Source organism: Massilia sp. (assembly GCF_046293535.1).
Lineage (GTDB): Bacteria > Pseudomonadota > Gammaproteobacteria > Burkholderiales > Burkholderiaceae_D > Telluria.
This window is the reverse complement of record NZ_JBKBOV010000014.1, coordinates 37,061-62,114: the sequence shown is the minus strand read 5'-3', so window position 1 is coordinate 62,114 and position 25,054 is coordinate 37,061. Positions and strand designations below refer to the sequence as shown.

Sequence of the window (25,054 nt, the reverse complement as noted above, 5' to 3'; positions counted from 1 at the left end):
GATGGGAAAGACAATTAGCCTCTTCCGAATGATGGCGCTGGCGCTGGCCGGTCTCGCGCTCCACAACGGAGCCCACGCCCAGGGCGCCGTCTACAAGTGCGTGGACGAACAGGGACGCGTCGAATTCACCGACACCGCCCGCCGCGGCTGCAAGGCCCTCGACCTGCCGGGCTACGCGCCGGCGCCGGCGCCGCGCGCTTCGGCGCCGATTCCGGCCGTGCGCCCGCCGAACCCGGGGCCGGCCCCCGCCGTCAGCCCGGCCAGCTTCCCGCGCGTCGACAGCGCCCAGCAGCGCGCGCGCGACGACGACCGCCGCGAGATCCTCAACGACGAACTGCGCATCGAGCAGAGGAAGCTGGCGGACCTGCGCCGCGACTTCAACAACGGCGAGCCGGAACGCCAGGGCAACGAGCGCAACTACGCCAAGTACCTGGAGCGGGTGGCGTCGATGCGCGACGAGATCGGCCGCACCGAACGCAACATCGAAGCGCTGCAACGCGAGATCAGCAAGATTCGATGAACACATCGGCATCCGCGCGTTTCGCCGGCCTCGACCTGCTGGCATCGAGCGTCCTGCTGCTCGGCCCCGTGGGCGAGGTGCGTTACGCGAACCCGGCCGCCGAGAACCTGCTCGAACTGTCGCTGAAATCCCTGCAGCGCGCGCCGCTGCCCGAACTGTTCACCAACGGCCAGGAGCTGGCCGCGCTGTGCGCGCAGGCGCTGGCCCACCAGTACGCCGACCTGCGCCAGGACTTGGTCTTGCAGCGCGGCGGGCGCGAGCCCCTGCACGTCAACAGCATCGTCAGCGCACTGGGCGAGGACGAACTTCTGATCGAACTGCGCGAGAACGTCCAGCAGCTCAAGCTCGACCGCGAGGAGCGCATCCTCGACCAGAGCCAGGCCAACAAGGAACTGATCCGCAACCTGGCCCACGAGATCAAGAACCCGCTGGGCGGCATCCGCGGCGCGGCCCAGCTGCTCGAGCTCGAGCTGCCGCCGCAGCATCCGGCCGACCTGTCGGAATATACCCAGGTGATCATCAAGGAGGCCGACCGCCTCCAGACCCTGGTCGACCGCCTGCTGGCGCCGCACCGCAAGCCCCACATCGTCGGCGACGTCAACATCCACGAAGTGTGCGAGCGCGTGCGCAGCCTGATCCTGGCCGAGTTCCCGACCGGCCTGTCCATCCGGCGCGACTACGACGCCTCGATTCCCGAGTTCAGGGGCGACATGGAGCAGCTGATCCAGGTGGTGCTGAACATCGCCCACAACGCCGCCCAGGCATTGAGGGGGCGCATCGCGGCCGGCGACGCCGAGATCGTGCTGCGCACCCGCGTGGCGCGCCAGGTCACCCTGGCCAAGGTCCGTTATGGGCTGGCATTAGATTTGCATATCATCGACAATGGACCGGGCATCGCAGCCGAGATCCGCGACCGCATCTTCTATCCGCTCGTCTCGGGGCGCGAAGGCGGCAGCGGCCTCGGCTTGACGCTGGCGCAGACCTTCGTGCAGCAGCACCTGGGTGTGATCGAGTGCGAAAGCCGGCCTGGACTGACGGATTTCCGGATCCTGCTGCCCTTGCCATAAGCGGGGGAGAAGCATCCGCCGTGAGTCCCCGAATCATCATATTGCGGGAAGCACGAATACATGAAACCGATCTGGATTGTCGACGACGACGCATCGATCCGCTGGGTGCTCGAAAAAGCCCTGGCGCGCGAAAGCCTGGAGACCCGCAGCTTCGCCAACGCGCAGGATGCGCTGGCCGCTTTCGAGACCGATACGCCGCAGGTGCTGGTGTCGGACATCCGCATGCCGGGCGAATCGGGCATCGAACTGCTCGGCGCCGTCAAGGCGCGCCATCCCGGCCTGCCGGTCATCATCATCACCGCGTTTTCCGACCTCGATTCGGCGGTCGCGTCCTTCCAGGGCGGCGCCTTCGACTACCTGGCCAAACCCTTCGACATCGACAAGGCGGTCAGCCTGATCCGGCGCGCGCTGGAAGAGAGCCTGCGCGAAGCCAGCGTGGAAGCGGCGCCCGCCGAGACGCCCGAAATCCTCGGCCACGCGCCGGCCATGCAGGAAGTGTTCCGCGCCATCGGCCGCCTGTCGCAGTCGAACGTGACGGTGTTGATCACGGGGGAGAGCGGCACCGGCAAGGAACTGGTGGCGCGCGCCCTGCACAAGCACAGCCCGCGCGCCCAGCAACCCTTCATCGCGCTGAACACGGCGGCGATCCCGAAAGACCTGCTGGAGTCGGAACTGTTCGGCCACGAGCGCGGCGCTTTCACGGGAGCCCAGGCGATGCGGCGCGGCCGCTTCGAGCAGGCCGAGAACGGCACCCTGTTCCTGGATGAAATCGGGGACATGCCATTCGATCTGCAGACGCGTCTTCTGCGCGTGCTGTCGGACGGCCACTTCTACCGCGTCGGCGGCCACCAGCCGGTCAAGGCCAACGTGCGGGTGATCGCCGCCACCCACCAGAACCTGGAACAGCGCGTGCGCGACGGGCTGTTTCGCGAAGACCTGTACCACCGCCTCAACGTGATCCGCCTGCGCCTGCCTTCCCTGCGCGAGCGCAGCGAGGACATCCCGATCCTGGCGCGCCACTTCCTGGTGCAGAGCGCACGCCAGTTGGGCGTCGAGCCCAAGCGCCTGAGCGAAGCGTCGATGCGCTTCCTGGCCGGACTCGAATTGCCCGGCAACGTGCGCCAGCTGGAAAACCTGTGCAACTGGATCACCGTGATGGCCCCGGGCCAGACGGTCGAGGTCAAGGACCTGCCGCGCGACCTGACGCAAGTGGCGCCGCTCGTGTCGCCCCTGCAGGAGCCGAGGCCGGCCGGGACCCCGCAGGCCCCGGCGACGGCCGCGGCGGCGATCGCACCGAGCGCGCCGATCTCGCCCGAAGGCTGGATCGCGCTGCTCGAACAGCAGGCCGCCGGCATGCTCAGCGCCGGCCAGACCGACGTGATGGACACGCTCGGGCGCCAGTTCGAGTCGGCCCTGATCAAGACCGCCCTCAAGCACACGCACGGGCGCAAGAACGACGCCGCGATGCGGCTCGGGATCGGCCGCAACACCATCACGCGCAAGATCGTCGAGCTTGGGATAGATGGCGCACGTGAGGAGTGATGGCGATGGTGTAAGCTGGCGCATCACCTGCAGACTTGCCGCTTACACCATCCATGCTGATCAACTGTGTCGCCTACCATGAAGGCAAGAAGCTGTCCGACATCCCGGTCGAGGACATCAGCGAACACCTGAAGGAGCCGGGTACCTTCGTCTGGGTCGCCCTGCGCGATCCGGACGCCGCGGAAATCGCCACGATGCAGGAGGAATTCAAGCTGCACGAACTGGCGGTGGAAGACGCCGCGCGCGGCCACCAGCGCCCCAAGATGGAGGAATACGGCGACTGCGTGTTCGTCGTCGCCCACATCGTCGAACTGGCCGGCGACGAACTGAACGCGGGCGAACTGGCGATCTTCGCCGGTCCCAACTACGTGCTGTCGGTGCGGCGCGACGCCAACCAGGGCTTCCTCGGCGTGCGCGCCCGCGCCGAGCGCGAGCCGCACCAGCTGCGCAAGGGTTCCGGGTTCGTGCTGTATGCGCTGGTCGACGCGGTGGTGGACCGCTATTTTCCCGTGGTCGACGCGCTTGAATCCGACCTGGAATCGATCGAGGACCACATCTTCGGCCAGCAGGGCGGGCAGCGCGCCAACGTCGAGCGCCTGTATGCGCTCAAGCGCAAGTCGCAGGTGCTGCGCCACGCGGTGATCCCGCTGATGGACGCAATCGGACGCCTGCACGGCGGGCGCGTGCCGGAAGTGGTGGCCGAGACCCAGGACTACTTGCGCGACGTCCACGACCACCTGCTGCGCATCCTCGGCCGCCTGGACGCGGTGCGCGACACCATCAATACCGCGATCCAGGTGACGCTATCGATGGTGGCGATCGAAGAGAACGACATCAGCAAGAAGCTGGCCTCGTACGCGGCGATCTTCGCCGTGTTCACCGCCTTTGCCGGCATCTGGGGCATGAACTTCGAATTCATGCCGGAGCTGAAGTGGAAGTACGGCTACCCGGCGGCGCTGTGCGTGATGGCCGGGGTATGTTTTTACCTGTACCGGCGCTTCAAGAAGGCGGGCTGGCTGTGATCCCGCCCGTGTTTTCCGTAGGGTGGTCGGCTCTGCCGACCGCGCGTTCAATTCCCGGACGCGCAGTGTCGACGCATGCCGGAGTTGAACGCGCGCACGGCGAAGCCGTGCACCCTACCGGCTAGTCGCCGCCGCGCCGCCGCAGGCCAGGATCACCAGCAGGATCGCCAGCCACTGCATGCCGGTGAGGCGCTCGCCCAGCACCACCCAGCCGGCCAGCGCCGCGAAGGCCGGTCCGGCGCTCACCAGGATGCCGAACACGCGCCGCGGCAGGCGCGCCAGCGCCGCCATCTCGAGCGTGTAGGGCAGGGCGCTCGACAGCACCGCCACCGCCAGGCCGCCGGCCAGCACGGCCGGCAGCAGCAGATCCGCGCCGGCATGGGCGACGCCGACCGGCACCGTGAACAGCGCCGCCGCCAGCATGCCCCAGGCCACCGCGTGGCTGCCGTTGAGGGTAGACACGCGCTTGCCGAACACGATGTACATCGCCCAGCAGAAGGCCGCGCCCAGCGCATACGCCACCCCGACCGGATCGAGCGGGGGAACGCCCTCATGCACGGGCGCCAGCAGCCACAGGCCGAGACCGGCCAGCAGCACCCAGGCGAAGTCGCGCGCGCGGCGCGAGGACAGGACCACCACGGCCAGCGGGCCGACCACCTCGATGGCCACCGCGATGCCGATCGGGATGCGCGCGAAAGCGCCGTAGATCAAGAGGTTCATGCAGCCCAGCATCAGGCCGTAGACGAGGAGATTCAGTGCGTCCGCGCGCGCGGGCAGGCTGCGCCAGGGGCGCACCACGGCCAGCATGATGACGGCGGCCAGGCCGACCCGCACCGCGGTCACGCCCTGGCTGCCGACCAGCGGGAACAGGCCCTTGGCCCAGGCGGCGCCGGCGTTCACCGACACCATCGAGGCCAGGATCGCCAGGCCGGGGCCGAAGGTCCCGGCGCCGGCCGGCGCTCCCGCCGCCGGCTTCACGCGGCCATCGCCAGCGCCACGGCTTCCGCCACGCGGATGCCGTCCACCGCCGCCGACATGATGCCGCCGGCGTAACCCGCGCCTTCGCCGGCCGGGAACAGGCCGCGCGTGTTCAGGCTTTGCAGGTCGTCGTCGTTGCGCTTGATGCGGATCGGCGAGGAGGTGCGGGTCTCGACGCCGGTCAGCACCGCGTCTTCCTTGTAGTATCCCTTGATCTGCTTGTCGAAAGCGACGAAGGCTTCGCGCAGCGCTTGAATCGCGTAATCCGGCAGCGACGGCGCCAGGTCGGTCAGGTGCACCGCCGGCCTGAAGGACGGGACCACCGAGCCGAATTCTTTCGACGGAATGCCTTTCACGAAGTCGCCCATCAACTGGCCCGGCGCGTCGTAGTTGGAACCGCCCAGCACGTAGGCGCGCGATTCGAGCTCGCGCTGGAAGGCGATGCCGGCCAGCGGGTGGCCCGGGTAGTCCTCGGGCGTGATGCCGACCACGATGGCGCTATTGGCGTTGCGCTCGTTGCGCGAATACTGGCTCATGCCGTTGGTGACCACGCGGCCTTCTTCCGACGAAGCGGCCACCACCGTGCCGCCCGGGCACATGCAGAAGCTGTACACCGAGCGGCCGTTGGAGGCGTGGTGCACGATCTTGTAGTCGGCCGCGCCCAGCAGCTTGTTGCCGGCGTTCGGTCCGAAGCGGCAGACGTCGATCAGCGACTGCGGGTGCTCGACGCGGAAACCGATCGAGAAGGGCTTGGCCTCGATGTAGACGCCGCGCTCGTACAGCAGTTCGAAGGTGTCGCGCGCGCTGTGGCCGATCGCCATCACCAGGTGGCGGGTGGCGATTTCTTCGCCGTTCGACAGGCGCACGCCCTGCACCTGGCGCACGCCGTTTTCTTCACTCACATAGATGTCGTCGACCCGCGTCTCGAAGCGGATCTCGCCGCCCAGCCGGGTGATCTCCGCGCGGATCTGCTCGACCATCTTCACCAGGCGGAAAGTGCCGATGTGGGGCTTGCTGACGTACATGATTTCTTCGGGCGCGCCGGCCTTGACGAACTCGGTCAGCACCTTGCGGCCGTAATGCTTCGGGTCCTTGATCTGGCTGTACAGCTTGCCGTCCGAGAAAGTCCCGGCGCCGCCCTCGCCGAACTGCACGTTCGACTCGGTATTGAGCTTGCGCTTGCGCCAGAAGCCGAAGGTGTCGACGGTGCGCTCGCGCACGATCTTGCCGCGCTCGAGCACCAGGGGATTCAGGCCCATCTGGGCCAGGATCAGGGCCACGAACATGCCGCAGGGGCCCATGCCGACCACGATCGGGCGCGGCGTGCCCGGCGCCGGCCTGGCGGCCGGGACGAACTTGTAGCCGGTGTCGGGCGAGGGAAAGACCTGCTGGTCCCTGGCAAGGCGTGCCAGCACGGCGGCCTCGTCGCGCACGTCGACGTCGACCTGGTAGATCAGCACGATGGCCGACTTCTTGCGCGCGTCGTAGCTGCGCTTGAAGACGGTGAAATCGACGAGGTCGGCGGCGTCGATGCCGAGCCGGGCAAGGATGGCTTCGCGCAGGGCGGTGTCGGGATGGTCGAGGGGAAGCTTGAGTTCGCTGATTCGGAGCATAGGAGTCGGAAACGTGGTTGCTGGCAATGCAACAATGAAAGAAAAGGCCGGGGCCATGCCGGCCAATCCGCTATTTTACCCAAGAGCCGCCCACTTGGAGGCTGCCCAGTCGCCAGTGCCGCGCACCGCCAGCCATCTGCATGTTGCAAAAAACAAACATCCACCCTCCCCCCCATTGGTGGGGCCCGAACTACCTGCGTCCGTTCAACGTGCGGAGCGGCCGCACGGTCCGCATCATGGCGCAGTACGAGTTCTGATCGCCTGAAGGCCAGGGCAGGCGGCGCCTGTCCTGATCGACGACAAGGCCGTGTCCTGCATGCAGGCACGGCCTTGTGCATTCCGGTCACTGCACCATGGCGGGGCCCTGTCGGAGGGCGGCGCCATGAGGGCTCGTCCATTTCCGAAGCGGGCAGCGATGTATTCGATGATTTCCATGCACCACCGCAGAGCATAGATGAATTTTTCGTCAGTAGGCTATTACCGAAAAATCCATTTCAGCATTTTGTCCCCTGATTCACGCGAATTTACGCCTATTTCCTCAAGGCATAATTGTTGCGCCTAAAGTACCCAAAATTCGGTGTAGCGGCGTTGCAATGTAAATAATTCCGTAAAGACATAATTTTCCATGTTTTTATCCGGATTCCGACGTTTTTGGCACACAATCTATGCTGCATTGCCGCAAAATCAGCAGTTTCATGCGACAGACATAAGGCCAAGACGTGAGTGTTGTAAGTATGCACATTTCCAATAGTTATTATTGACGCCATAACTTTGCCTATGATTCTATGTGGAAGTTGAGCTGGAACAAGCAGCGAGACGAGGAATAAATATTCCTCATTTTGCCATTTGGGAGAGAGGTCGGATCCCCAGGGCAGGCAAGCGCCATACCGTGAATGCAATAACGCGGCTGGTGCGTCGGGGCTCTACGCTTGCATTGCTCCGATTTTAAAAAAATGTGCTTCTACAGGAATGGGAGAGTTATGTTGCATACGGTAAAACAAACGTCGAAGGCGACCATGCTGCGTCGTTCGGCGATTTCGGTGGCGATCGGCATGTGCTTCATGGGCGCTGCCCTGGCCGCTGAAACCGGTGGCCTGCGTATTGCCATTACCGGCGCAGGGGGCAAGCCGGTCGCTGGCGCAACGGTGCGCGTGAGCTCGCCGAGCAGCCTGGTCACCAAGACCGGCACCACCGAAGCGGACGGCACCGTCCGTATCGCCGGCCTCGACCCGGCCACCGACTACAAGGTCGAAGTGGTCGCGCCTGGCTACACGAATTTCGCCGCCACCGGCGTGGCCGTGGTCTCGAACCAGAACCCGCTGGTGGCCTATTCGATCGGCGGCGACGCCGGCGGTTCGGGCGCACAGCAGGTCGTCGTGACCGGTTCGCGCCTGGTGCAGGTCGACACCACCTCGGCTACCGTGGGCACCATCCTGAACCTGGGCGTCGTGGAATCGCTGCCGACCGGCCGTAGCTACCAGAGCTACCTGCAGCTGGTCCCGGGCGTCAAGCCTTCGGCAGGCGGCAACCCGTCCTCGAAGTCCGGCGTGAACTATTCCGACATCGGCGGCGCCACCGGCTCCTCGTCCGACAACGTCTACATCCTGGACGGCGTCGACGTCACCGACCCGAGCACCGGCACCTTCGGCTCGAACATCAACTCGGAAATCATCCAGGAACAGCAGATCCTGACCGGCGGCATCCCGGCCGAATACGCGGGCGGCTCGGGCCTGGTCTCGAAAGTGATCACCAAGTCGGGCGGTAACGAATACCACGGCTCGATCAACTACTACTTCCAGAACGACAACCTGGTCGCCGACTACAAGAACTCGGTCTCGTCGGGCTTCTCGACCTACGACGCGGCCGTGACCCTGGGCGGTCCGATCATCAAGGACAAGCTGTGGTTCTTCGGTTCCTACCAGAAGAAGGCGCGCGAGACCGACGTGGTCAATTCGGACACCAACGAATTCATGCGTACCGTCAACCGCGACGACCGCCTCGGCTTCCTGAAACTGACCTGGCAGGCGACCGAGAACGACCGCCTGGTGGCTTCGTTCTTCAACGACCCGACCGAGACCACCGGCACCACCACCGCCACCACTCTGAACAACCGCGACACCCGTCGCAAGCAGGGCGGCAACAACTACAACATCCAGTATTCGCGCGACATGGAGAACCTGCGCGTGACCGCATACGCGTTCCGCCACGAGGGTGAAGTATCGGACTTCGCGGCCAACCCGGCCACCCGCAATAACGTCACCTTCCGCAACACCCCGAACGTGCCGCTGGCATCGGCCCAGCTGGGCGGGTCCGGCACCGACTTCATCTCAGAGCGCAACCGCGACGAGATCGGCCTGACCGCCGAGTACTTCTGGGAGACCGCCAACGCGGGCACCCACACCATCAAGGGCGGCTTCCTGACCTCGAAGAACGAGTATTTCGAGGATTCGCGCTACTCCGGCCCGGACAAGGCGATCTTTACTTCGATGAATGTCGGCCAGGGTAATGTCTCGTTCACCGACGCCGTCGGCGCCGGCTGGACCAGCCGCCCGGTCGTTGCCGCCGACGTTCCGCGCATTATCAGCGCTATCAACGGCGCTTCGGCCACCGACCGCGCCTACTTCTACACCCTGCTCGACGCCAACCGCGACGGCACCATTACCGATCCGGAAGTCCGTGCGCTGCGCTTCGGCAGCACCGCCGGCAACCCGGGCGGCCAGGTCAACCTGTACCGCATCCGCGAAGCGCAAGCCTCGCCCTACACCGTGGAAGCGACCGGCAAGGCCGCCTACCTGCAGGATACCTGGACCAAGGGCCAGCTGACCGTCGGCGCCGGCGTGCGTGCCGAAGAGTGGACCCACAAGGATTCGAAGGGCAACCAGTCTGCCAAGTTCGAGTGGAAGTTCGCGCCGCGCCTGAACGTGGTGTACGACCCGACCGGCGAAGGCCGCAGCAAGATCTGGGGCTTCCTGGGCCGCTACTACGACCCGATCCGCACCAACATGTCGGACTTCGCCGGCAACCTGACCGGTCCGGTGCAGGAAGAGCAGGTCTTCGTCGGCGACCGCTGGCTGACCTTCCGTACCCGCGGCGGCGAAAAGCAGCCGGATGCCGTGTTCGCGCCGACCACCAAGACCCCGTACACCGACGAGTTCATGCTCGGCTACGCGACCAACATCGGCCGCGACTGGACCGCGTCGATCGCCTACACCAAGCGCCGCACCCGCGACATCCTGGAAGACTACGACCTGGAGATCTACTCGGATCCGAACAACACGGTACCAAGCCATGCCGGTCCGGGTTCCCCGTTCTACCTGCCGTACTCGTATTTCGGCTTCCCGTCGAAGCCGAACTCGAACTACGTGCTGGGCACGCTGGCCGGCGGCAAGCGTGACTACCAGGGCGTCGAGGTCAGCCTGACCAAGGCCAAGCGCAACAACTGGATGGGTTCGGTGTCGTACACCTGGAACGAAGCCAAGGGCAATACCAACTCCGACAGTAACGCCGACTTCCAGGGCGACTGGGTGGCGCTGGATCCGCGCGCGCCGAACGCCTATGGCCCGCAGCCTGGCAACATCAAGCACCAGTTCAAGGGCTACGGCACCTATTACTTCGACAACGGCCTCGAGGTCAGCGGCGTGTTCAACTGGAACAGCGGCCTGCTGTACACCCGTTCGCAGCTGGTGTCCAGCCGCTACCTGCCGGAGATGGACGAGGAGTACACGTTCGGCGGCGTGACCGATACCTGGATCAAGGCCGGTTCGATCGGCAGCCAGACCGGCCCGTCGTACTACACCTTCGACATGCGCCTGAAGTACACCTACAAGCTGGCCGGCAGCCAGAAGGTCGAATTCTTCGTCGACCTGTTCAACGTGCTGGACAAGCAGTCGGGTACCGCGGCCCAGGCCCTGGTCAACTCGACCGGCAAGTACAAGTTCGGCCAGGCGAACGCCTTCCTCGACCCGCGCCGCCTGTACCTGGGCGCACGCTACTCGTTCTGATCGAGAACAGGCAGCATGAAACCGGCCCCGCGAGGGGCCGGTTTTTTTTCATCTCTATATAGATGTAGAAAGCAGTTTTTTACCAAACGGTAAAAACTACATGCCGTTCCAGAGCCCGTTCAACATCGCCACCGCCGCCAGCGCCGCGGTTTCGGTGCGCAGCACGCGCGGGCCGACCGACAGGGCGGTCGCGCCGGCTGCGATGGCCGCATCTTCCTCTTCGCCGGTAAAACCGCCTTCCGGGCCAACCATCAGGGTGAGCGCCTGCGGACCCTCAGCGCGGGCCCAGTCGGCCAGCGAGGTGCTGGCGCGCGGGCTGAGCAGGATGCGGGGCGCGGGGGCGGACGTGGCGATCCAGCGTCCAAAGTCAGTCACCGGCGCCAGTTGCGCCAGCCGGTTGCGCCCGCACTGCTCGGAGGCCGCCACGATCACGCCCTCCCAGTGCAGGTGGCGCTTTTCCGCGCGCTCGGCCGAGAGGCGCACCACGCTGCGGCGCGCGGCCAGCGGTTCGATGCGCGCCACGCCCAGTTCCACCGCCTTCTCGATGATCCAGTCCATCTTCGAGCCTTCCGGCAGGCCCTGTGCCAGGGTGATCGCATAGGGCAGTTCCACGTCGAGCGGCTCATGGGCCTGGACGGCGGCGCTGGCGCGCCGCTTGCCGATGTCGGCCAGGATGGCGGCGTACTGGCCGCCGCGGCCGTCGAACAGGGTGAGGGGCTCGCCCGGCTGCATGCGCAGCACGTGCAGGTGGTGGGCGACGGCTTCGGGCAGGTCGACGGTGGCGCCGGACGCGAGCGGGGCGGGACAATAAAAGCGGGGCATGCGGCTCTTTATACAGACGAAAACCTGCATTTTAATTCGGCAGCACCCCGGTCTGCTAAAATACCGGGTTACGGCCTAGCTGCACGCCACCGCTTTCCAATCCAGACCACCGTAAGCTCATGAAATCTACGCAAACCACCACCCTGATGGCCAACGCGATCCGCGCGCTGGCGATGGACGCTGTCCAGAAAGCCAACTCCGGCCACCCGGGCATGCCGATGGGCATGGCCGAGATCGGCGTCGCGCTGTGGGACAAGCACTACCGCCACAATCCGGCCAACCCGGGCTGGTTCAACCGCGACCGTTTCCTGCTCTCGAACGGCCACGGCTCGATGCTGCACTACGCGATGCTGCACCTGGCCGGCTACGACCTGACGATGGACGACCTGCGCGATTTCCGCCAGCTGCACTCGAAGACCGCTGGCCACCCGGAAGTGGGCATCACCCCGGGCGTGGAAACCACCACCGGCCCGCTGGGCCAGGGCATCGCCAACTCGGTCGGCATGGCGCTGGCCGAATGGCTGCTGGGCTATGAATTCAACCGTCCGGGCTACGACGTGGTCGACCACTACACCTACGCCTTCCTGGGCGACGGCTGCCTGATGGAAGGCATCTCGCACGAAGTGGCCTCGCTGGCCGGCACCCTGCGCCTGAACAAGCTGATCTGGCTGTACGACGACAACGGCATCTCGATCGACGGCCGCGTGGAAGGCTGGTTCACCGACGACACCCGCAAGCGCTTCGAAGCCTACGGCTGGAACGTGATCGGCCAGATCGACGGCCACAGCGTCGCCGACGTGTCCGCCGCCATCGAGCAGGCCAAGCAATCCGACCGTCCGACCCTGATTCAATGCAAGACCATCATCGGCAAGGGCGCCCCGAACCTGGAAGGCGGAGATAAAGTCCACGGCGCCCCGCTGGGCGACAAGGAAATCGCGGCCGTGCGCCAGCACCTGCTGTGGGATCCGATCCCGTTCGACATCCCGGGCGAGATCTACGAAGCCTGGGACGCCAAGGCGCGCGGCGCCGAGTTCGAGAACGAATGGAACGCCAAGTTCGCCGAATACCGCGGCGCGCACCCCGAGCTGGCCGCCGAATTCGAGCGCCGCATGAAGGGCGAGCTGCCGGGTAACTTCCAGCAAACCCTGGACGCCGCCATCGCCGCCTGCGTGGAAAAGAAGGAAACCATCGCCACCCGCAAGGCCTCGCAGAACGCGATCCAGGCCCTGGCGCCAAACATGCCGGAATTCCTGGGCGGCTCGGCCGACCTGACCGGCTCGAACCTGACCAACTGGAAGGAATCGGTGGCGGTGCGCTCGGGCATCCCGGGCAACCACATCAACTACGGCGTGCGCGAATTCGGCATGGCCGCGATCCAGAACGGCGTCGCCCTGCACGGCGGCTTCATCCCGTTCGGCGCGACCTTCCTGACCTTCTCGGACTACAGCCGCAACGCCCTGCGCATGGCCGCGCTGATGAAGATCCGTTCGCTGTTCGTGTTCACCCACGACTCGATCGGCCTGGGCGAAGACGGCCCGACCCACCAGTCGATCGAGCACGTCTCGTCGCTGCGACTGATCCCGAACCTGGACAACTGGCGTCCATGCGACACCGTCGAATCGATGGTGGCCTGGGGCGCGGCAGTGCAGCGCAAGGATGGCCCGAGCACCCTGATCTTCTCGCGCCAGAACCTGCCGTTCATGGAGCGTGACGCGGCCGCCATCGCCAACGTGGCCAAGGGCGGCTACGTGCTGCGCGACGCCGCCGATGCGAAGGTCGTCCTGATCGCCACCGGTTCGGAAGTCGAGCTGGCCATGAAGGCCGCCGACGCGCTGGCAGGCGAGGGCATCCATGCCCGCGTGGTCTCGATGCCGTCGACCGACGTGTTCGAGCGCCAGGACGCCGCCTACAAGGCGCAAGTGCTCCCGCGCGGCATCCCGCGCGTGGCCATCGAAGCCGGCGTGACCGACTTCTGGTACAAGTACGTGGGCCTGGAAGGCGCGGTGGTCGGCATCGACACCTTCGGCGAATCGGCGCCGGCGCCGGTGCTGTTCAAGCACTTCGGCTTCACCGTCGAGAACGTCGTGGCCAAGGCCAAGGGCGTCATCGCGGCGTAAAGTTTCAAGGGCTGCCTGACGGCGGCCCTTTTTGCATCTGCAATGTGAAAAAAGTTTTTTTCTAATCAGGAGCTAAGCAATGACGATCAAAGTTGCAATCAACGGTTATGGCCGCATCGGCCGCAACATCCTGCGCGCCTTCTACGAAGGCGGCAAGAAACAAGACATCCAGATCGTGGCGATCAACGATCTCGGCAACGCCGAATCGAACGCCCACCTGACCCGCTACGACACCGCGCACGGCAAGTTCCCGGGCACCGTGTCGGTCGAAGGTGACAACATGATCGTCAACGGCGACAAGATCCGCGTGTTCGCGCAGCGTAACCCGGCCGAGATCCCATGGGGCGAGCTGGGCGTGGACGTGGTGCTCGAGTGCACCGGCTTCTTCACCACCAAGGAAAAAGCCTCGGCTCACCTGAAGGGCGGCGCCAAGAAGGTCATCATCTCGGCGCCGGGCGGCAAGGACGTCGACGCCACCATCGTCTACGGCGTCAACCAGGACGTGCTGAAGTCGACCGACACCGTCATCTCGAACGCTTCCTGCACCACCAACTGCCTGGCCCCGCTGGTCAAGCCGCTGCATGACGCCATCGGCCTGGAAACCGGCCTGATGACCACCGTGCACGCCTACACCAACGACCAGGTGCTGACCGACGTGATGCACGAAGACCTGCGCCGCGCCCGTTCGGCCACCCAGTCGATGATCCCGACCAAGACCGGCGCCGCCGCCGCGGTCGGCCTGGTGCTGCCGGAACTGAACGGCAAGCTGGACGGCTTCGCGATCCGCGTGCCGACCATCAACGTGTCGATCGTCGACCTGTCCTTCATCGCCAAGCGCGACACCACCGTCGACGAAGTCAACCAGATCATGAAGTCGGCCTCGGAAGGCGCCCTGAAAGGCATCCTGACCTACAATACCGACCCGCTGGTCTCGGTGGACTTCAACCACAACCCGGCATCGTCGAACTTCGACGCCACCCTGACGAAAGTGTCGGGCCGCCTGGTCAAGGTCTCGTCCTGGTACGACAACGAGTGGGGCTTCTCGAACCGCATGCTGGACACCACCGTTGCCCTGATGAACGCCAAGTAATTCCCGCGCCACATCATAAAAAAACCGGCCTCGGCCGGTTTTTTTATGGGGGTCAGGTCTGACATTCAGACACGAACTCGACTGTTACGCGCCTGTACTGCTCAGCCCGTGTCCAAATGTCAGACCTGACCCCGGTTGAGTTCAGGCGTCTGGCCAGGGCGTCAGGATCTCGACGCCGTTCTTCGTGACCGCCACCATGTGCTCCCACTGGGCCGACAGCGAGCCGTCGGCGGTGACCACGGTCCAGCCGTCCTCGAGCTGGTCGACGTCGGCGCCGCCCAGGTTGATCATCGGCTCCACCGTGAAGGTCATGCCTTCCTTGAGCAGCAGGCCAGTGTTCGGGCGGCCGTAGTGCAGCACCTGCGGCTCCTCGTGGTAGACGCGGCCGATGCCATGGCCGCAGTATTCGCGCACCACCGAGAAGCCGGCGCCTTCGGCCAGCTTCTGGATCGCGTGGCCGACGTCGCCCAGGCGCGCGCCGGGGGCGACCTTGCGGATGCCGGCCATCATGGCGTTATAGGTGGTGTCGACCAGCTTCTTCGCCTGGGGAGAAGGCTCGCCCACGAAGTACATGCGGCTGGTGTCGCCGTGCCAGCCGTCCTTGATCACGGTGACGTCGATGTTGACGATGTCGCCTTCCTTTAATACTTCCTGTTCGCTCGGGATGCCGTGGCAGACCACGCCGTTCACCGAGGTGCACAGGGTCTTCGGAAAGCCGTGGTAGCCGACGTTGGCCGGGGTCGCCTTCTGCACCTTGCGGATGTACTCGTTGCAGCGGCGGTCGAGTTCCTCGGTGGAGACGCCCGGCACCACGTGTTCCTTGATCATCGCCAGCACCTCGGCGGCGAGGCGGCCGGAGACGCGCATCTTTGCGATGTCCTTGTCGTTCTTGAGTTTGATTGCCATGAAGTCTTCGTTTTCTGCGCAATCCGCCATGATACCCGATGAAAAAACGTCCGCCAGGCGAACCTGCCGGAGGACGAAAAAAATGCCCGCCAGGCGAACCTGGCGGGCATTGTCGTCACGGGGAGCCTCGCGGGGCCCGCGTGCTACACCATTAGAAGTTCTGGGTGTAGCGGACGTAGACGAAGCGGTCCAGCAGCTGGTCGACGTCAACCGCCGACGAGCTGGCCTGGGTGCTGTAGGCGATGCGCGGCTTCTTGTCGAAGACGTTGTTCACGCCCAGCAGGATGCGGCCGTTCCACGCGGTCTTGTAGCCGACGCTCAGGTCATGGATGGTGACCGAGCCCAGCTTGTTGGCGCCGGTGCCGAAGGAAGCGGTTTCGGCGTCAGGCATGTTGCACTCGACGGTCGAGCTCCAGCACTGGTCCTTGACCGGGCTGAAGTAACGGAAGCCCCAGTTGGCGCTCCAGTTGCCCATCGCCCAATCCAGCGAGTTGTTCGACTTCACGCGGTTGTAGAAGTAGTCGCCGGCGTACTCGTTCCATTCCTGGTCCGCGGTGGTGCGGGTGCGGTACTTGTCGGTGTACGAGGTTTCGCTGCGCACGCTGAATTGACCGTAGGCGCTACGCGGGAAGCGGTAGTTGATCGCCAGGTCCAGGCCTTCGGTTTCCACTTCGCCCAGGTTGGCGTTGCCGCGCGACAGCTGGTTGATCTGGCCGGTGACCGGGTCACGCTGGATCACGCTGCAGAAGTTGGCATTGCCTTCGCGGAAGCACTGGTTCGCCACGTAGCTTGCGCTGATCGCGGTGATGCGGTTGGTGACCTTGATGTTGTACCAGTCCAGGCCGACGCTGAAGCCGCTCAGGAACGACGGGCTGTAGACGAAGCCGGCGGTCTTGGTGACCGCGGTCTCCGGCGACAGGAAGGAGTTGCCGGCGCCCGAGTTGAAGGCCACCAGCGACTGGTCGCCGTTGGTGCTGGTGATCGGGGTGCCTGCCTGGCGCAGCTGGCGGAAGTTCGCCGGTGTGCCGCGCACGCCTGCGAAGCCGCTGGCGCAGCGTGCCGCCACGGCCGAGTTGCGGGCTGCTTCGCCGAACACGGTGTCGCACGGATCCAGGAAGGTGTCGAAGGATTGCGAACCGCCGCCTGCCAGGTCGTCCAGGGTCGGAGCGCGGAAGCCTTCCGCCCAGGTACCGCGGACCAGCACGTCCTTGACCGGCTTGTACATGAAGCTGGCCTTGCTGTTGTTGGTCACGCCGAAGTTGCTGTAGTCCGAGTGGCGGGTGGCCAGGTTTAAGCTCAGCAGTTCAGCGAAAGGCTGGCCCTTGAACACCGGGATGTTCACTTCAGCATAGGCTTCGCGCACGGTGTAGCGGCCGTAGGTCGGCAGGCCCGACAGGTTGGTCGAGTAGCCGGACTGCGAGAATTGGTCAGGCACGTCCGAGCCCTTGACTTCGCGGTGCTCGACGCCGACGGCCACGCCCAGGGCGCCGGCCGGCAGCTGCCACACTTCGCCGCCGATGTTGGCGGTGGCGCTGTTGATGGTCGAGCCGTAGGTCTTGGCGCCCGAGGTGTTCACGTAAGCCAGCGCAGCCGGGGTCGAAGCCGACGGGCCGCCCAGGATGTCCCAAGGGGTGCAGTCAGCCAGCGGGACCGGCGAGGTCGGGGTGCCGCACTGGACCACGCCTGAGCTGTTCATGAACGACGGGCCGAGGGCGCGCTTCAGGGTCAGCAGGTTGATGTTGCCGCTGTCACGTGAAATGCCCGACACCTTGTTGTGGTTGTAGCCGATGTCCCAGTTCCAGGCGGTGTCGCGGAAGTTGAACTCACCTTCCAGGGTCGCATCGATGTGCAGGGTGCGGTTCTCGTTCTCGGTGACGCGCTTGAGCTCGGTCGTGCGGCGGTAGAAGAACAGGTCCTGGCCAAGGCCGGCGCCGGCCACCTGGTTGCCGTACGGGTTGTAGTAGCTGTCCTTGTCGATGTAGACCGGGTACTTGGCCTGGCTGGTCGACTGCAGCGGATAGCCGGCGATGGTGCGGGTCGACTCGCGCTGCGAGTACATCGCGGTGGTCTTGAAGCGCATGTCTTTCGGCAGCGCGATCTCGCCCTTGACGAACAGGGTGTCGAGCTTGTTCGGCGACAGCAGGTCCATGTCCTGCGACGAGTTGTACTTGTCCTCGTTGATACCGGCATAGGTGTGGTAGCTGTTCGGGTTGCGCGAATTGGCGCCGACGCCGTTGCCGGTCCAGTCACCGGTGTGATTCAGGATTTGATTGAAGCCGGTCGCGGCGCCGCTCGGGGACACCTGGCGGATGCGGCCCCATGGCGCTGCGCCGAAACCGTCGCCGAAGTGGGCAGGGCCGTAGGAGGTCGCGGTGATCTCGCGGGTCTGGGTGTCGACACGGCCCTGGGTGGTGTGCGCCAGGCCGAACATCAGCGATGCGGTGTCGTTGCCGGCGCCGTAGGTCAGCGAGAAGTCCTTGTTGCGGCCGTCGCCTTCGTCGTAGGCGCCGGTGTACAGGTTCACCTGGCCGCCTTCCATGTTCTTCTTCAGGATGATGTTGACCACGCCTGCGATTGCGTCCGAGCCGTAGATCGACGAAGCGCCATCCTTCAGGATTTCCATGCGCTCGATCATGGCCGACGGGATGGTCGACAGGTCGGTGAAGCCGGCAACGGTCTGGGTCCAGCGCTTGCCGTCCACCAGCACCAGCAGGCGGTTCGAGCCCAGGTTGCGCAGGCTGACGTACTGGCCGCCGGCTTCGGTGTTCGAGGTCAGCGAGCCGCTGCGGCTGAAGTCAGGCGCGCCGGCCGACGACAGGTTGTTCAGGATGTCGCCGACGGTGACCAGGCCGGTTTTCTGGATCTGTTCCTGGTTCAGGATCTGGACCGGCTGTGCCGTTTCCAGGTCAACCTGGCGGATGCGGGAACCAGTCACTTCAACGCGCTGCAGCGGCTGCGAAGCTTCCTGTGCGATTGCGGCGGTCATGCCGAGGGTCATGCCGCCCAGGCAGATCACGCGGATCGACTGGGACAAGATTTTTTCCATCATGTTGCCAAACTCCTTGGGTGAAAACGCAGCCATGCCGTTTTGCAGCAAAGCCACCGGGAAGGTCTATCGACCACCTGAAAGTAGTCAATGTTTTAACTGGAATTACTTTCAAGTCAGCAATCAAAGCACTGGGTATGCATGACTGTCAACGGAATCCGGGTTGTTGATCACTCAACTGTTGCTAAATTGTGTACTTACGCGCACGATTGGATTCACCATTGACACGTGCATATCGCTTGTTCAAATGTGAAAAAGCCCGCCCGGCTTGCGCCGAACGGGCTTGCTGCGCAATTAAATTGCGTGGAAACCGCTAATTGTAGTGTGTGATCAGAATGCCTGGTTGTAGCGCACGTAGAAGAAGCGGTCGATCGGCAGGTCGGCATCCACGTAGGTAGAGGATGCTGCGCCAAGGACGGTGAAGCGCGGCTTCTTGTCGAAGGCGTTGTTCACGCCGACGCGCACGTTACCGTTCCAGGCGAACTTATAGCCGACGCTGATGTCATGGAAGGTCAGCGAGCCCAAACGATTCGCACCGTTCGAGGTAGCGCCCGGACGACGGGTGTCCGGCTCGTTGCACTGCCAGCGGTTCGGGATGCTCAGGCAGCTGTCGGTAACGTCGCTCAGGTAGCGCATGCCCCAGCTTGCGCTCCAGTTGCCCAGTGCCCAGTCGGTGGTGAAGTTCGACTTCCAGCGATGCAGGTCGTAATCACCCGAGTAATCGATCCACTGGGCAGTCGGGCCGCTCTTGGTCGAGTATTCGTCCAGGTAGGTGGTTTCGCTGCGCAGGTTGACCTGGCCCCACGAGAAGCGCGGCAGGCGATAACGCATTTCGACGTCCACCCCTTCCGTCTTGATCTGACCGAGGTTGGCATTGCCGCGGCGCAGGTCCACGACCATGCCGGTTGCGTCACGCGTGATCAGCGAGCAGAAGTTCGCCTGGCCCTGGTTGTAGCATTCGCCCAAGATGTAGTTCGACGACACACCCACGATGCGGTTGTCGATCTGGATGCTATACCAGTCGATTGCCGCCGAGAAGCCCGGGACGAAGGACGGGTTGAACACCGTGCCAAGGGTACGCGTAACCGCGGTTTCCGGCTGCAGGGTAGCGTTGCCTGCACCGACGTTGAACGGCACCGAGCTCTGCACGCTCGAGCTCGAGGTGATGTTGGCACCGGTCTGGGTGCGCTGGCGGAAGCCCCCCGGCGTGCCGGTGACGCCGCCGAAGCCGCTGTTGCAACGGCCCAGCACAGTAGGGTTGCGCGCTGCGTCGCCGTAGACGGTATCGCATGGGTCGAGGTAGCTGTCGAAGCTCTGCTGGCCGCCGCCGAAGCTGTCGCCCACGGTCGGGGCGCGGAAGCCCTCGGCCCAGGTCCCGCGGAACATCAGGTCCTTGGTCGGGCGGTAAGTGAAGCTGACCTTGCTGTTGTTGGTCGAACCGAAGTTGCTGTAGTCCGAATAGCGGGTGGCCAGGTTGAAGGACAGCGATTCGATGAAAGGCTTGTTCTTCAGTACTGGAATGTTCAGCTCGGCATATGCTTCACGTACAGTGTAGCGGCCGCTGGTCGGGTTGCCCGCCAGGTCGGTCGAATAGCCGGAACGGTTGAACTGGCCCGGCAGGTCCTCGCCTTCCACGGTACGGTGTTCGATACCGGCCGCCATGCCCAGGGCGCCTGCCGGCAGCTGGAACAATTCACCACTGATGTCGGCAGTGGCGCTGTCTACCTTGCTGCTGTAGTTATAGCCGCCAACCGACATAACGTAGTTCAGCGCTGCCGGGGTTGCCGCCGTCGGGCCACCGAGGATATCCCATGGCACACAATCCGCCAGCGGAATCGGAGTTGCCGCGGTGCCGCACTGGATCGTGCCCGCAGCGTTGCGGAAGGACGGACCAAGGGCGCGCTTCAAATTCAGCAGGTTGAGGTTGCCGGTATTCTGGGTATCGCCATCGACCTTGCTATGGTTGTAGCCGACGCTCCAGTTCCATGGCAGCGAGCGCAGTTCGAAGCTGCCTTCGAGCGTGGCGTCGATGTGCAGCGTACGGTTGGTATTGCGTGTTTCGCGTGGTACCTCGATCGTGCGACGATAGAAGAAAAGGTCCTGGCCAAGGCCGGCGCCGGCCACCTGGTTACCGTAGGGGTTGTAATAGCTGTCCTTGTCGACGTAGACCGGGTACTTGCTCTGCGAGGTTGAGCTCAGCGGGTAGCCGGCCACGGTCGACAGGCTCTTGCGCTGCGCGTACATCGCGGTGGTCACGAAGCGCATGTCGTAAGGCAGCTGCAGTTCGCCCTTGGTGAAGATGGTGTCGAGCTTGGACGGCATCGCGAACATCATCTGGCTGGTGGTGTTGAAGTTGTCGGCCGCAATCGGCGCGCCGCCAACGACATTGTGGTAGTTGGCCGGATTGCGCGAATCCTGGCCGATGCCGGGGTTGTTCTGGTCGCCGGTATGGTTCAGGATGCGGTCGAAGCCGGTGGCGCCGCCGCTGGCGCTGACCTGGCGAATACGGCCCCATGGGCCGCCGCCCAGGCCTTCCAGCGGGAATTCATTGGTGCGCGAGTAGGCTGTGAACTCGCGATCACGCGACCAGACGGCGCCCGACTCGGTGTGCGACAGGCCGAACATCAGCGAGGCCTTGTCGTTGCCGGCGCCATAGCTCAGTGAAAAGTCTTTGTTGCGGCCGTCGGCCACGGATTCGTTGCGGCCCGTGTACAGGCTGACCTGACCGCCTTCCATCGACTTCTTCAGAATGATGTTGACGACACCTGCAATCGCATCGGAACCATAGATCGACGAGGCGCCATCCTTCAGGATTTCCATGCGTTCGATCATGGACGAGGGGATCGTCGACATGTCGGTGAAGCCGGCCACGGTTTGGGTCCAGCGCTTGCCGTTGACCAGCACCAGAAGACGCTGCGAACCAAGGTTGCGCAGGTTGGCATACTGGCCGCCGTTCTCGCGGTTCGAGGTCAGGGTGCCGCCCTTGCTGAAGGCTGGGGAGCCGGCCGACGACATGTTGGCAATAATCTCGCCGACAGTGACCAGGCCAGTCTTCTGGATTTGTTCCTGGGTCATTACCTGGACCGGCTGTGCGGTTTCCAGGTCAACCTGGCGGATACGCGAGCCGGTGACTTCCACGCGCTGCAGGACCTCTTGAGCCTGAGCTACGGAAACCATGGACTGGAGGGCGACGGCGACTGCCAACGCGATCTTGGTTCGTTGTTGCATGTGTTCTCCATCTTTGCGTCTAACAATCAGACGCGATTTATGTTTTCAAAAGTTGCAACTTGTGCGGCCGAGCATGCTGCTTGTAAGCAGCATTCCCACTTGCATACACATCTGTATAAGATCACTCTGTCTTGACTATAGTCAATATACGAGAGGGTCAAAACTGTTCTAAAAACAACAGTTACTCAATGTAAATTTCTGACTTGAAAGTCAATAGAAAAACGGCGCACATGAATTGTGCGCCGCAAAAAGAAATTGCATGCTAGATGTGCGCCCGCACCAGCCCGGTGCGGGCATGCGCCATGGGTATCAGTCGCCGAAACAGGCCTGCCACAGGCGCCGCACGGCGTCCGGATGACTACCCAGCAATTGCGGATCGACGCGCGCCTTTTCCTGGCCCTGCAGGCGCACCTGGTGCTGCAGCCGGCGCATCGCGCGGTAGGCATCGGCAACCGCCTGCGCCAGGCCCGCGTCGATCAGGCCGAGCTCGCCCGACACCTTCAGCAGCGCGATGTTGCCGGCATTTGCCGTCAGCTGCGGGTACCGGGACGCATGGCGCAGCACCAGGTACTGGACGATGAATTCGATGTCGATCATTCCGCCCTCGTCCTGCTTGAGGTCGAACAGGGTGCCCGGGTTGACGTTGGCGTCGCGCATGCGCTTGCGCATCGCGCGCACCTCGTCCTTCAGCTGCTGCTCCTGGCCGCTCCTGTCCTTGCGCAACACGGCGTCGCGGATGCGCTCGAAGCGCGCGCCGATGGCGGCGTCGCCGGCGCAGAAGCGCGCCCGGGTCAGTGCCTGGTGTTCCCAGATCCAGGCCGATTCGTGCTGGTAGCGTTCAAAAGCGGCCACGGTGGACACCAGCATGCCGCTGGCGCCGTCCGGGCGCAGCGCGGTGTCGATGTCGAACAGGATGCCGGCCGCCGTGTGCGCCGTGTTCCAGGTGATGAAGCGCTGCGCCAGCTTGGCGTAGTTGGACGGCGCCATCTCGTCCTCGTCGTCGAACAGGAAGATGACGTCGAGGTCCGACACGTAGCCCAGCTCCTTGCCGCCCAGCTTGCCGTAGGCGATGACCGCGAAGCGCGGCTCCTCGCGGTGGCGGCTGGCGACCGTGCGCCAGGCATGGCGGATGGTGGCGCCGACGATGGTGTCGGCCAGCAGGGACAGGTGGTCGGCCAGGCGCTCGACCGAGAGTTCGCCGGCCAGGTCCAGGGCCAGCAGCCGGAACAGCTGGGCATGGTGGGCTTCGCGCAGGATGTCGAGCTGGCGCTCGGTGTCGCCGGCGGCGGCATTGAGTTGCTCGTCGAGGCTGGCGGCCAGCTGGCGCATGTCGCCGGCGCCCTCGTTACGGTCGTCCAGCAGTTCGTCGAGCAGGATCGGGTGCTGGGTCAGGAAGGTGGCGGCCCAGCCGCTGGCGTTCATCATCCGGATCACGCGTTCGAGCGTGTGCGGGTATTCGGTCAGCAGCGACAAGTAGGCCGAACGGCGTGCGATCGCCTCGAAAAAGTCGAGCAGGCGTCCGAGCGTGGCGGCGTGGCTGCCGACCCCGGCCTCAAGCACCACGGTGGCGATCTGGCCGAGGGCCGCGTCGCCCAGCGCCAGCAGCCTGGCGCGGCTCGCTTCGGGCAGGCTGGTCAGGCGCGGACCCTGGAGGGTGGCGACCAGGCGCGCCGCCGCCCCGGCCGGGTCGTCGTAGCCGAGTTCGCGCAGGCGGGCGGCGATCGCTTCGCGGTTTTCCGGATCGTCCGCCAGCAGGGTCGCCTCGGAATCGGCGGGCTCGGCCTTGTCAGCGAAGATCGCGTCGAACTGGGCGGCCACGAAGCTGCGCTGTTCCTCCATCCGGGCAAGGAGAGTGGCCACGTCGGGCAGGCCCATCATCTGCGCCACCAGCAGGCGGTCTTCGTCGCTGGCCGGCAGGGTGTGGGTCTGGGCGTCGTCCAGGTATTGCAGGCGGTGTTCCAGGTTGCGCAGGAAAGTATAGGCTTCGAGCAGGCGCGCCACCGTATCCTGGGGCAGCAGCTCGCGCTCGGCCAGCAGGCGCAGGGTGGCGCGGGTGGAGCGCTCGCGCAGCGCCGGGTCGCGCCCGCCGCGGATCAGCTGGAAGACCTGGGCCAGGAATTCGATCTCGCGGATGCCGCCGCGCCCCAGCTTGACGTTGTGGCTGCGCTCGGGGTGCAGGCGCTCCTGGCGCTTGACCTCGGCGCGGATCTGGGCATGCATGTTGCGGATCGCATCGATCACGCCGAAGTCGAGGTAGCGCCGGAACACGAAGGGACGCACGATCGCATCCAACGCGGCGATATCCTCCGGATCGCCCGTGACCGCGCGCGCCTTGACCCAGGCATAACGCTCCCATTCCCGGCCCTGCACAATGAGGTATTCCTCGACCATCGCCAGGCTGGCGGCCAGCGGGCCGGAATTGCCGTTCGGACGCAGCGCCATGTCGACGCGGAAGGTGAAGCCGTCCTCGATGATTTCCGACAGGGCGGCAATCAGGCGGCGGCCGAGGCGCACGAAGAATTCGTGGTTGGACAATTGGCGCTGGCCGGGGCCGGCGGCGGTCTCGCCGTCCTCGGGGTAGACGAAAATCAGGTCGATGTCGGACGAAACGTTCAGCTCGCCGCCGCCGCCCTTGCCCATGGACAGTACCATGAGCTGCTGGGGCCGGCCCGATTCCTCGCCCGTCGGCATGCCGTGGGCCGCCACCAGTTCCGCGCTCAGGGCCTCGGTGTGGGTCCGGATGGCGAAGTCGGCGAAGCGGGTCATGGCGCCGACCACCTCGTCCAGGTCGGCCAGGCCTTCCAGGTCGCGCCGGATGAGGCCGCATACCAGCAGGTTGCGCAGGCGCCGCATGGCGCGCGGCAGCGGCAGGCCAGCGTCCAGTTCGCGTGCCAACAAGGCGCCGAAGTCGGCGCTGGACAGGGATAATCGGCGGGCCTCGTCGAGCAGGGCGGGGCGGGCGGGGTCGGCGCCGAGCCAGCGCTGGAGGAAGCGGGAACGTACAGACGGCGAAGCTGGGTGCATGGTGTCGATCCGGTGTGGTTTTTGCCGTCAGGCAGGCGTCGTGCGGTAGAATTGCCCGCCGTGCTGCTGGGAGACGAG

At 64.8% G+C, this 25,054-nt stretch carries 14 protein-coding genes; 7 read left to right on the top strand and 7 right to left on the bottom strand.

Going from position 1 to position 25,054, the window contains the following annotated elements:
* Position 1 precedes the first annotated feature (1 nt).
* The 4 genes from ACK4S9_RS10170 to corA are packed head-to-tail and all read left to right on the top strand — an operon-like array spanning position 2 to position 4,151.
* A complete protein-coding gene (locus tag ACK4S9_RS10170) occupies positions 2-520 on the top strand; it encodes a DUF4124 domain-containing protein (RefSeq protein WP_409725010.1) in 519 nt (172 codons plus the stop codon).
* On the top strand, positions 517-1,587 hold the full coding sequence (gene glnL / locus ACK4S9_RS10165) for a nitrogen regulation protein NR(II) (protein WP_409725007.1): 1,071 nt from the start codon (positions 517-519) through the stop codon (positions 1,585-1,587). Before ACK4S9_RS10170 ends, glnL begins: the two co-directional genes overlap by 4 nt.
* Before the next feature lie 60 nt (positions 1,588-1,647).
* A complete protein-coding gene (gene ntrC / locus ACK4S9_RS10160; protein ID WP_409725004.1) occupies positions 1,648-3,129 on the top strand; it encodes a nitrogen regulation protein NR(I) in 1,482 nt (493 codons plus the stop codon).
* Positions 3,130-3,182: 53 nt separating this feature from the next.
* A complete protein-coding gene (gene corA / locus ACK4S9_RS10155) occupies positions 3,183-4,151 on the top strand; it encodes a magnesium/cobalt transporter CorA (protein ID WP_409725001.1) in 969 nt (322 codons plus the stop codon).
* A 114-nt stretch (positions 4,152-4,265) separates the two neighbouring features.
* On the opposite strand, the gene ACK4S9_RS10150 is transcribed toward corA, so the two are convergent.
* The gene (locus tag ACK4S9_RS10150; protein WP_409725096.1) at positions 4,266-5,060 is read right to left on the bottom strand and encodes an EamA family transporter; all 795 of its coding nucleotides are present in this window, start codon (positions 5,058-5,060) and stop codon (positions 4,266-4,268) included.
* A gap of 65 nt (positions 5,061-5,125) precedes the next feature.
* A complete protein-coding gene (locus tag ACK4S9_RS10145; protein ID WP_409724998.1) occupies positions 5,126-6,742 on the bottom strand; it encodes an NAD(P)/FAD-dependent oxidoreductase in 1,617 nt (538 codons plus the stop codon).
* A 1,016-nt stretch (positions 6,743-7,758) separates the two neighbouring features.
* On the opposite strand from ACK4S9_RS10145, the gene ACK4S9_RS10140 reads away from it, so the two are divergent.
* Positions 7,759-10,743 carry a carboxypeptidase regulatory-like domain-containing protein gene (locus tag ACK4S9_RS10140; RefSeq protein WP_409724996.1) on the top strand — a complete coding sequence of 995 codons (2,985 nt, stop codon included), beginning with the start codon at positions 7,759-7,761 and terminating at the stop codon, positions 10,741-10,743.
* 96 nt (positions 10,744-10,839) lie between these two features.
* On the opposite strand, the gene ACK4S9_RS10135 is transcribed toward ACK4S9_RS10140, so the two are convergent.
* Entirely contained in the window at positions 10,840-11,565 is a 726-nt protein-coding gene (locus ACK4S9_RS10135) for a 16S rRNA (uracil(1498)-N(3))-methyltransferase (RefSeq protein ID WP_409724993.1), read from the bottom strand.
* Positions 11,566-11,684: 119 nt separating this feature from the next.
* On the opposite strand from ACK4S9_RS10135, the gene tkt reads away from it, so the two are divergent.
* Both tkt and gap read left to right on the top strand, forming a co-directional pair.
* Positions 11,685-13,682 carry a transketolase gene (gene tkt, locus ACK4S9_RS10130; RefSeq protein ID WP_409724990.1) on the top strand — a complete coding sequence of 666 codons (1,998 nt, stop codon included), beginning with the start codon at positions 11,685-11,687 and terminating at the stop codon, positions 13,680-13,682.
* 79 nt (positions 13,683-13,761) lie between these two features.
* A complete protein-coding gene (gap, locus tag ACK4S9_RS10125; protein ID WP_409724987.1) occupies positions 13,762-14,772 on the top strand; it encodes a type I glyceraldehyde-3-phosphate dehydrogenase in 1,011 nt (336 codons plus the stop codon).
* 141 nt (positions 14,773-14,913) lie between these two features.
* Here gap and map read toward each other — a convergent pair whose 3' ends face one another.
* The 4 genes from map to glnE form a co-directional block, all read right to left on the bottom strand.
* Positions 14,914-15,678, bottom strand: coding sequence for a type I methionyl aminopeptidase (map, locus tag ACK4S9_RS10120; protein ID WP_409724984.1), 765 nt, complete (start codon positions 15,676-15,678; stop codon positions 14,914-14,916).
* 151 nt (positions 15,679-15,829) lie between these two features.
* Positions 15,830-18,727, bottom strand: coding sequence for a TonB-dependent receptor domain-containing protein (locus ACK4S9_RS10115; protein ID WP_409724981.1), 2,898 nt, complete (start codon positions 18,725-18,727; stop codon positions 15,830-15,832).
* Positions 18,728-19,054: 327 nt separating this feature from the next.
* On the bottom strand, positions 19,055-21,952 hold the full coding sequence (locus tag ACK4S9_RS10110) for a TonB-dependent receptor domain-containing protein (RefSeq protein ID WP_409724978.1): 2,898 nt from the start codon (positions 21,950-21,952) through the stop codon (positions 19,055-19,057).
* 309 nt (positions 21,953-22,261) lie between these two features.
* Positions 22,262-24,976, bottom strand: coding sequence for a bifunctional [glutamate--ammonia ligase]-adenylyl-L-tyrosine phosphorylase/[glutamate--ammonia-ligase] adenylyltransferase (gene glnE / locus ACK4S9_RS10105; protein ID WP_409724975.1), 2,715 nt, complete (start codon positions 24,974-24,976; stop codon positions 22,262-22,264).
* Between the last annotated feature and the right edge of the window lie 78 nt (positions 24,977-25,054).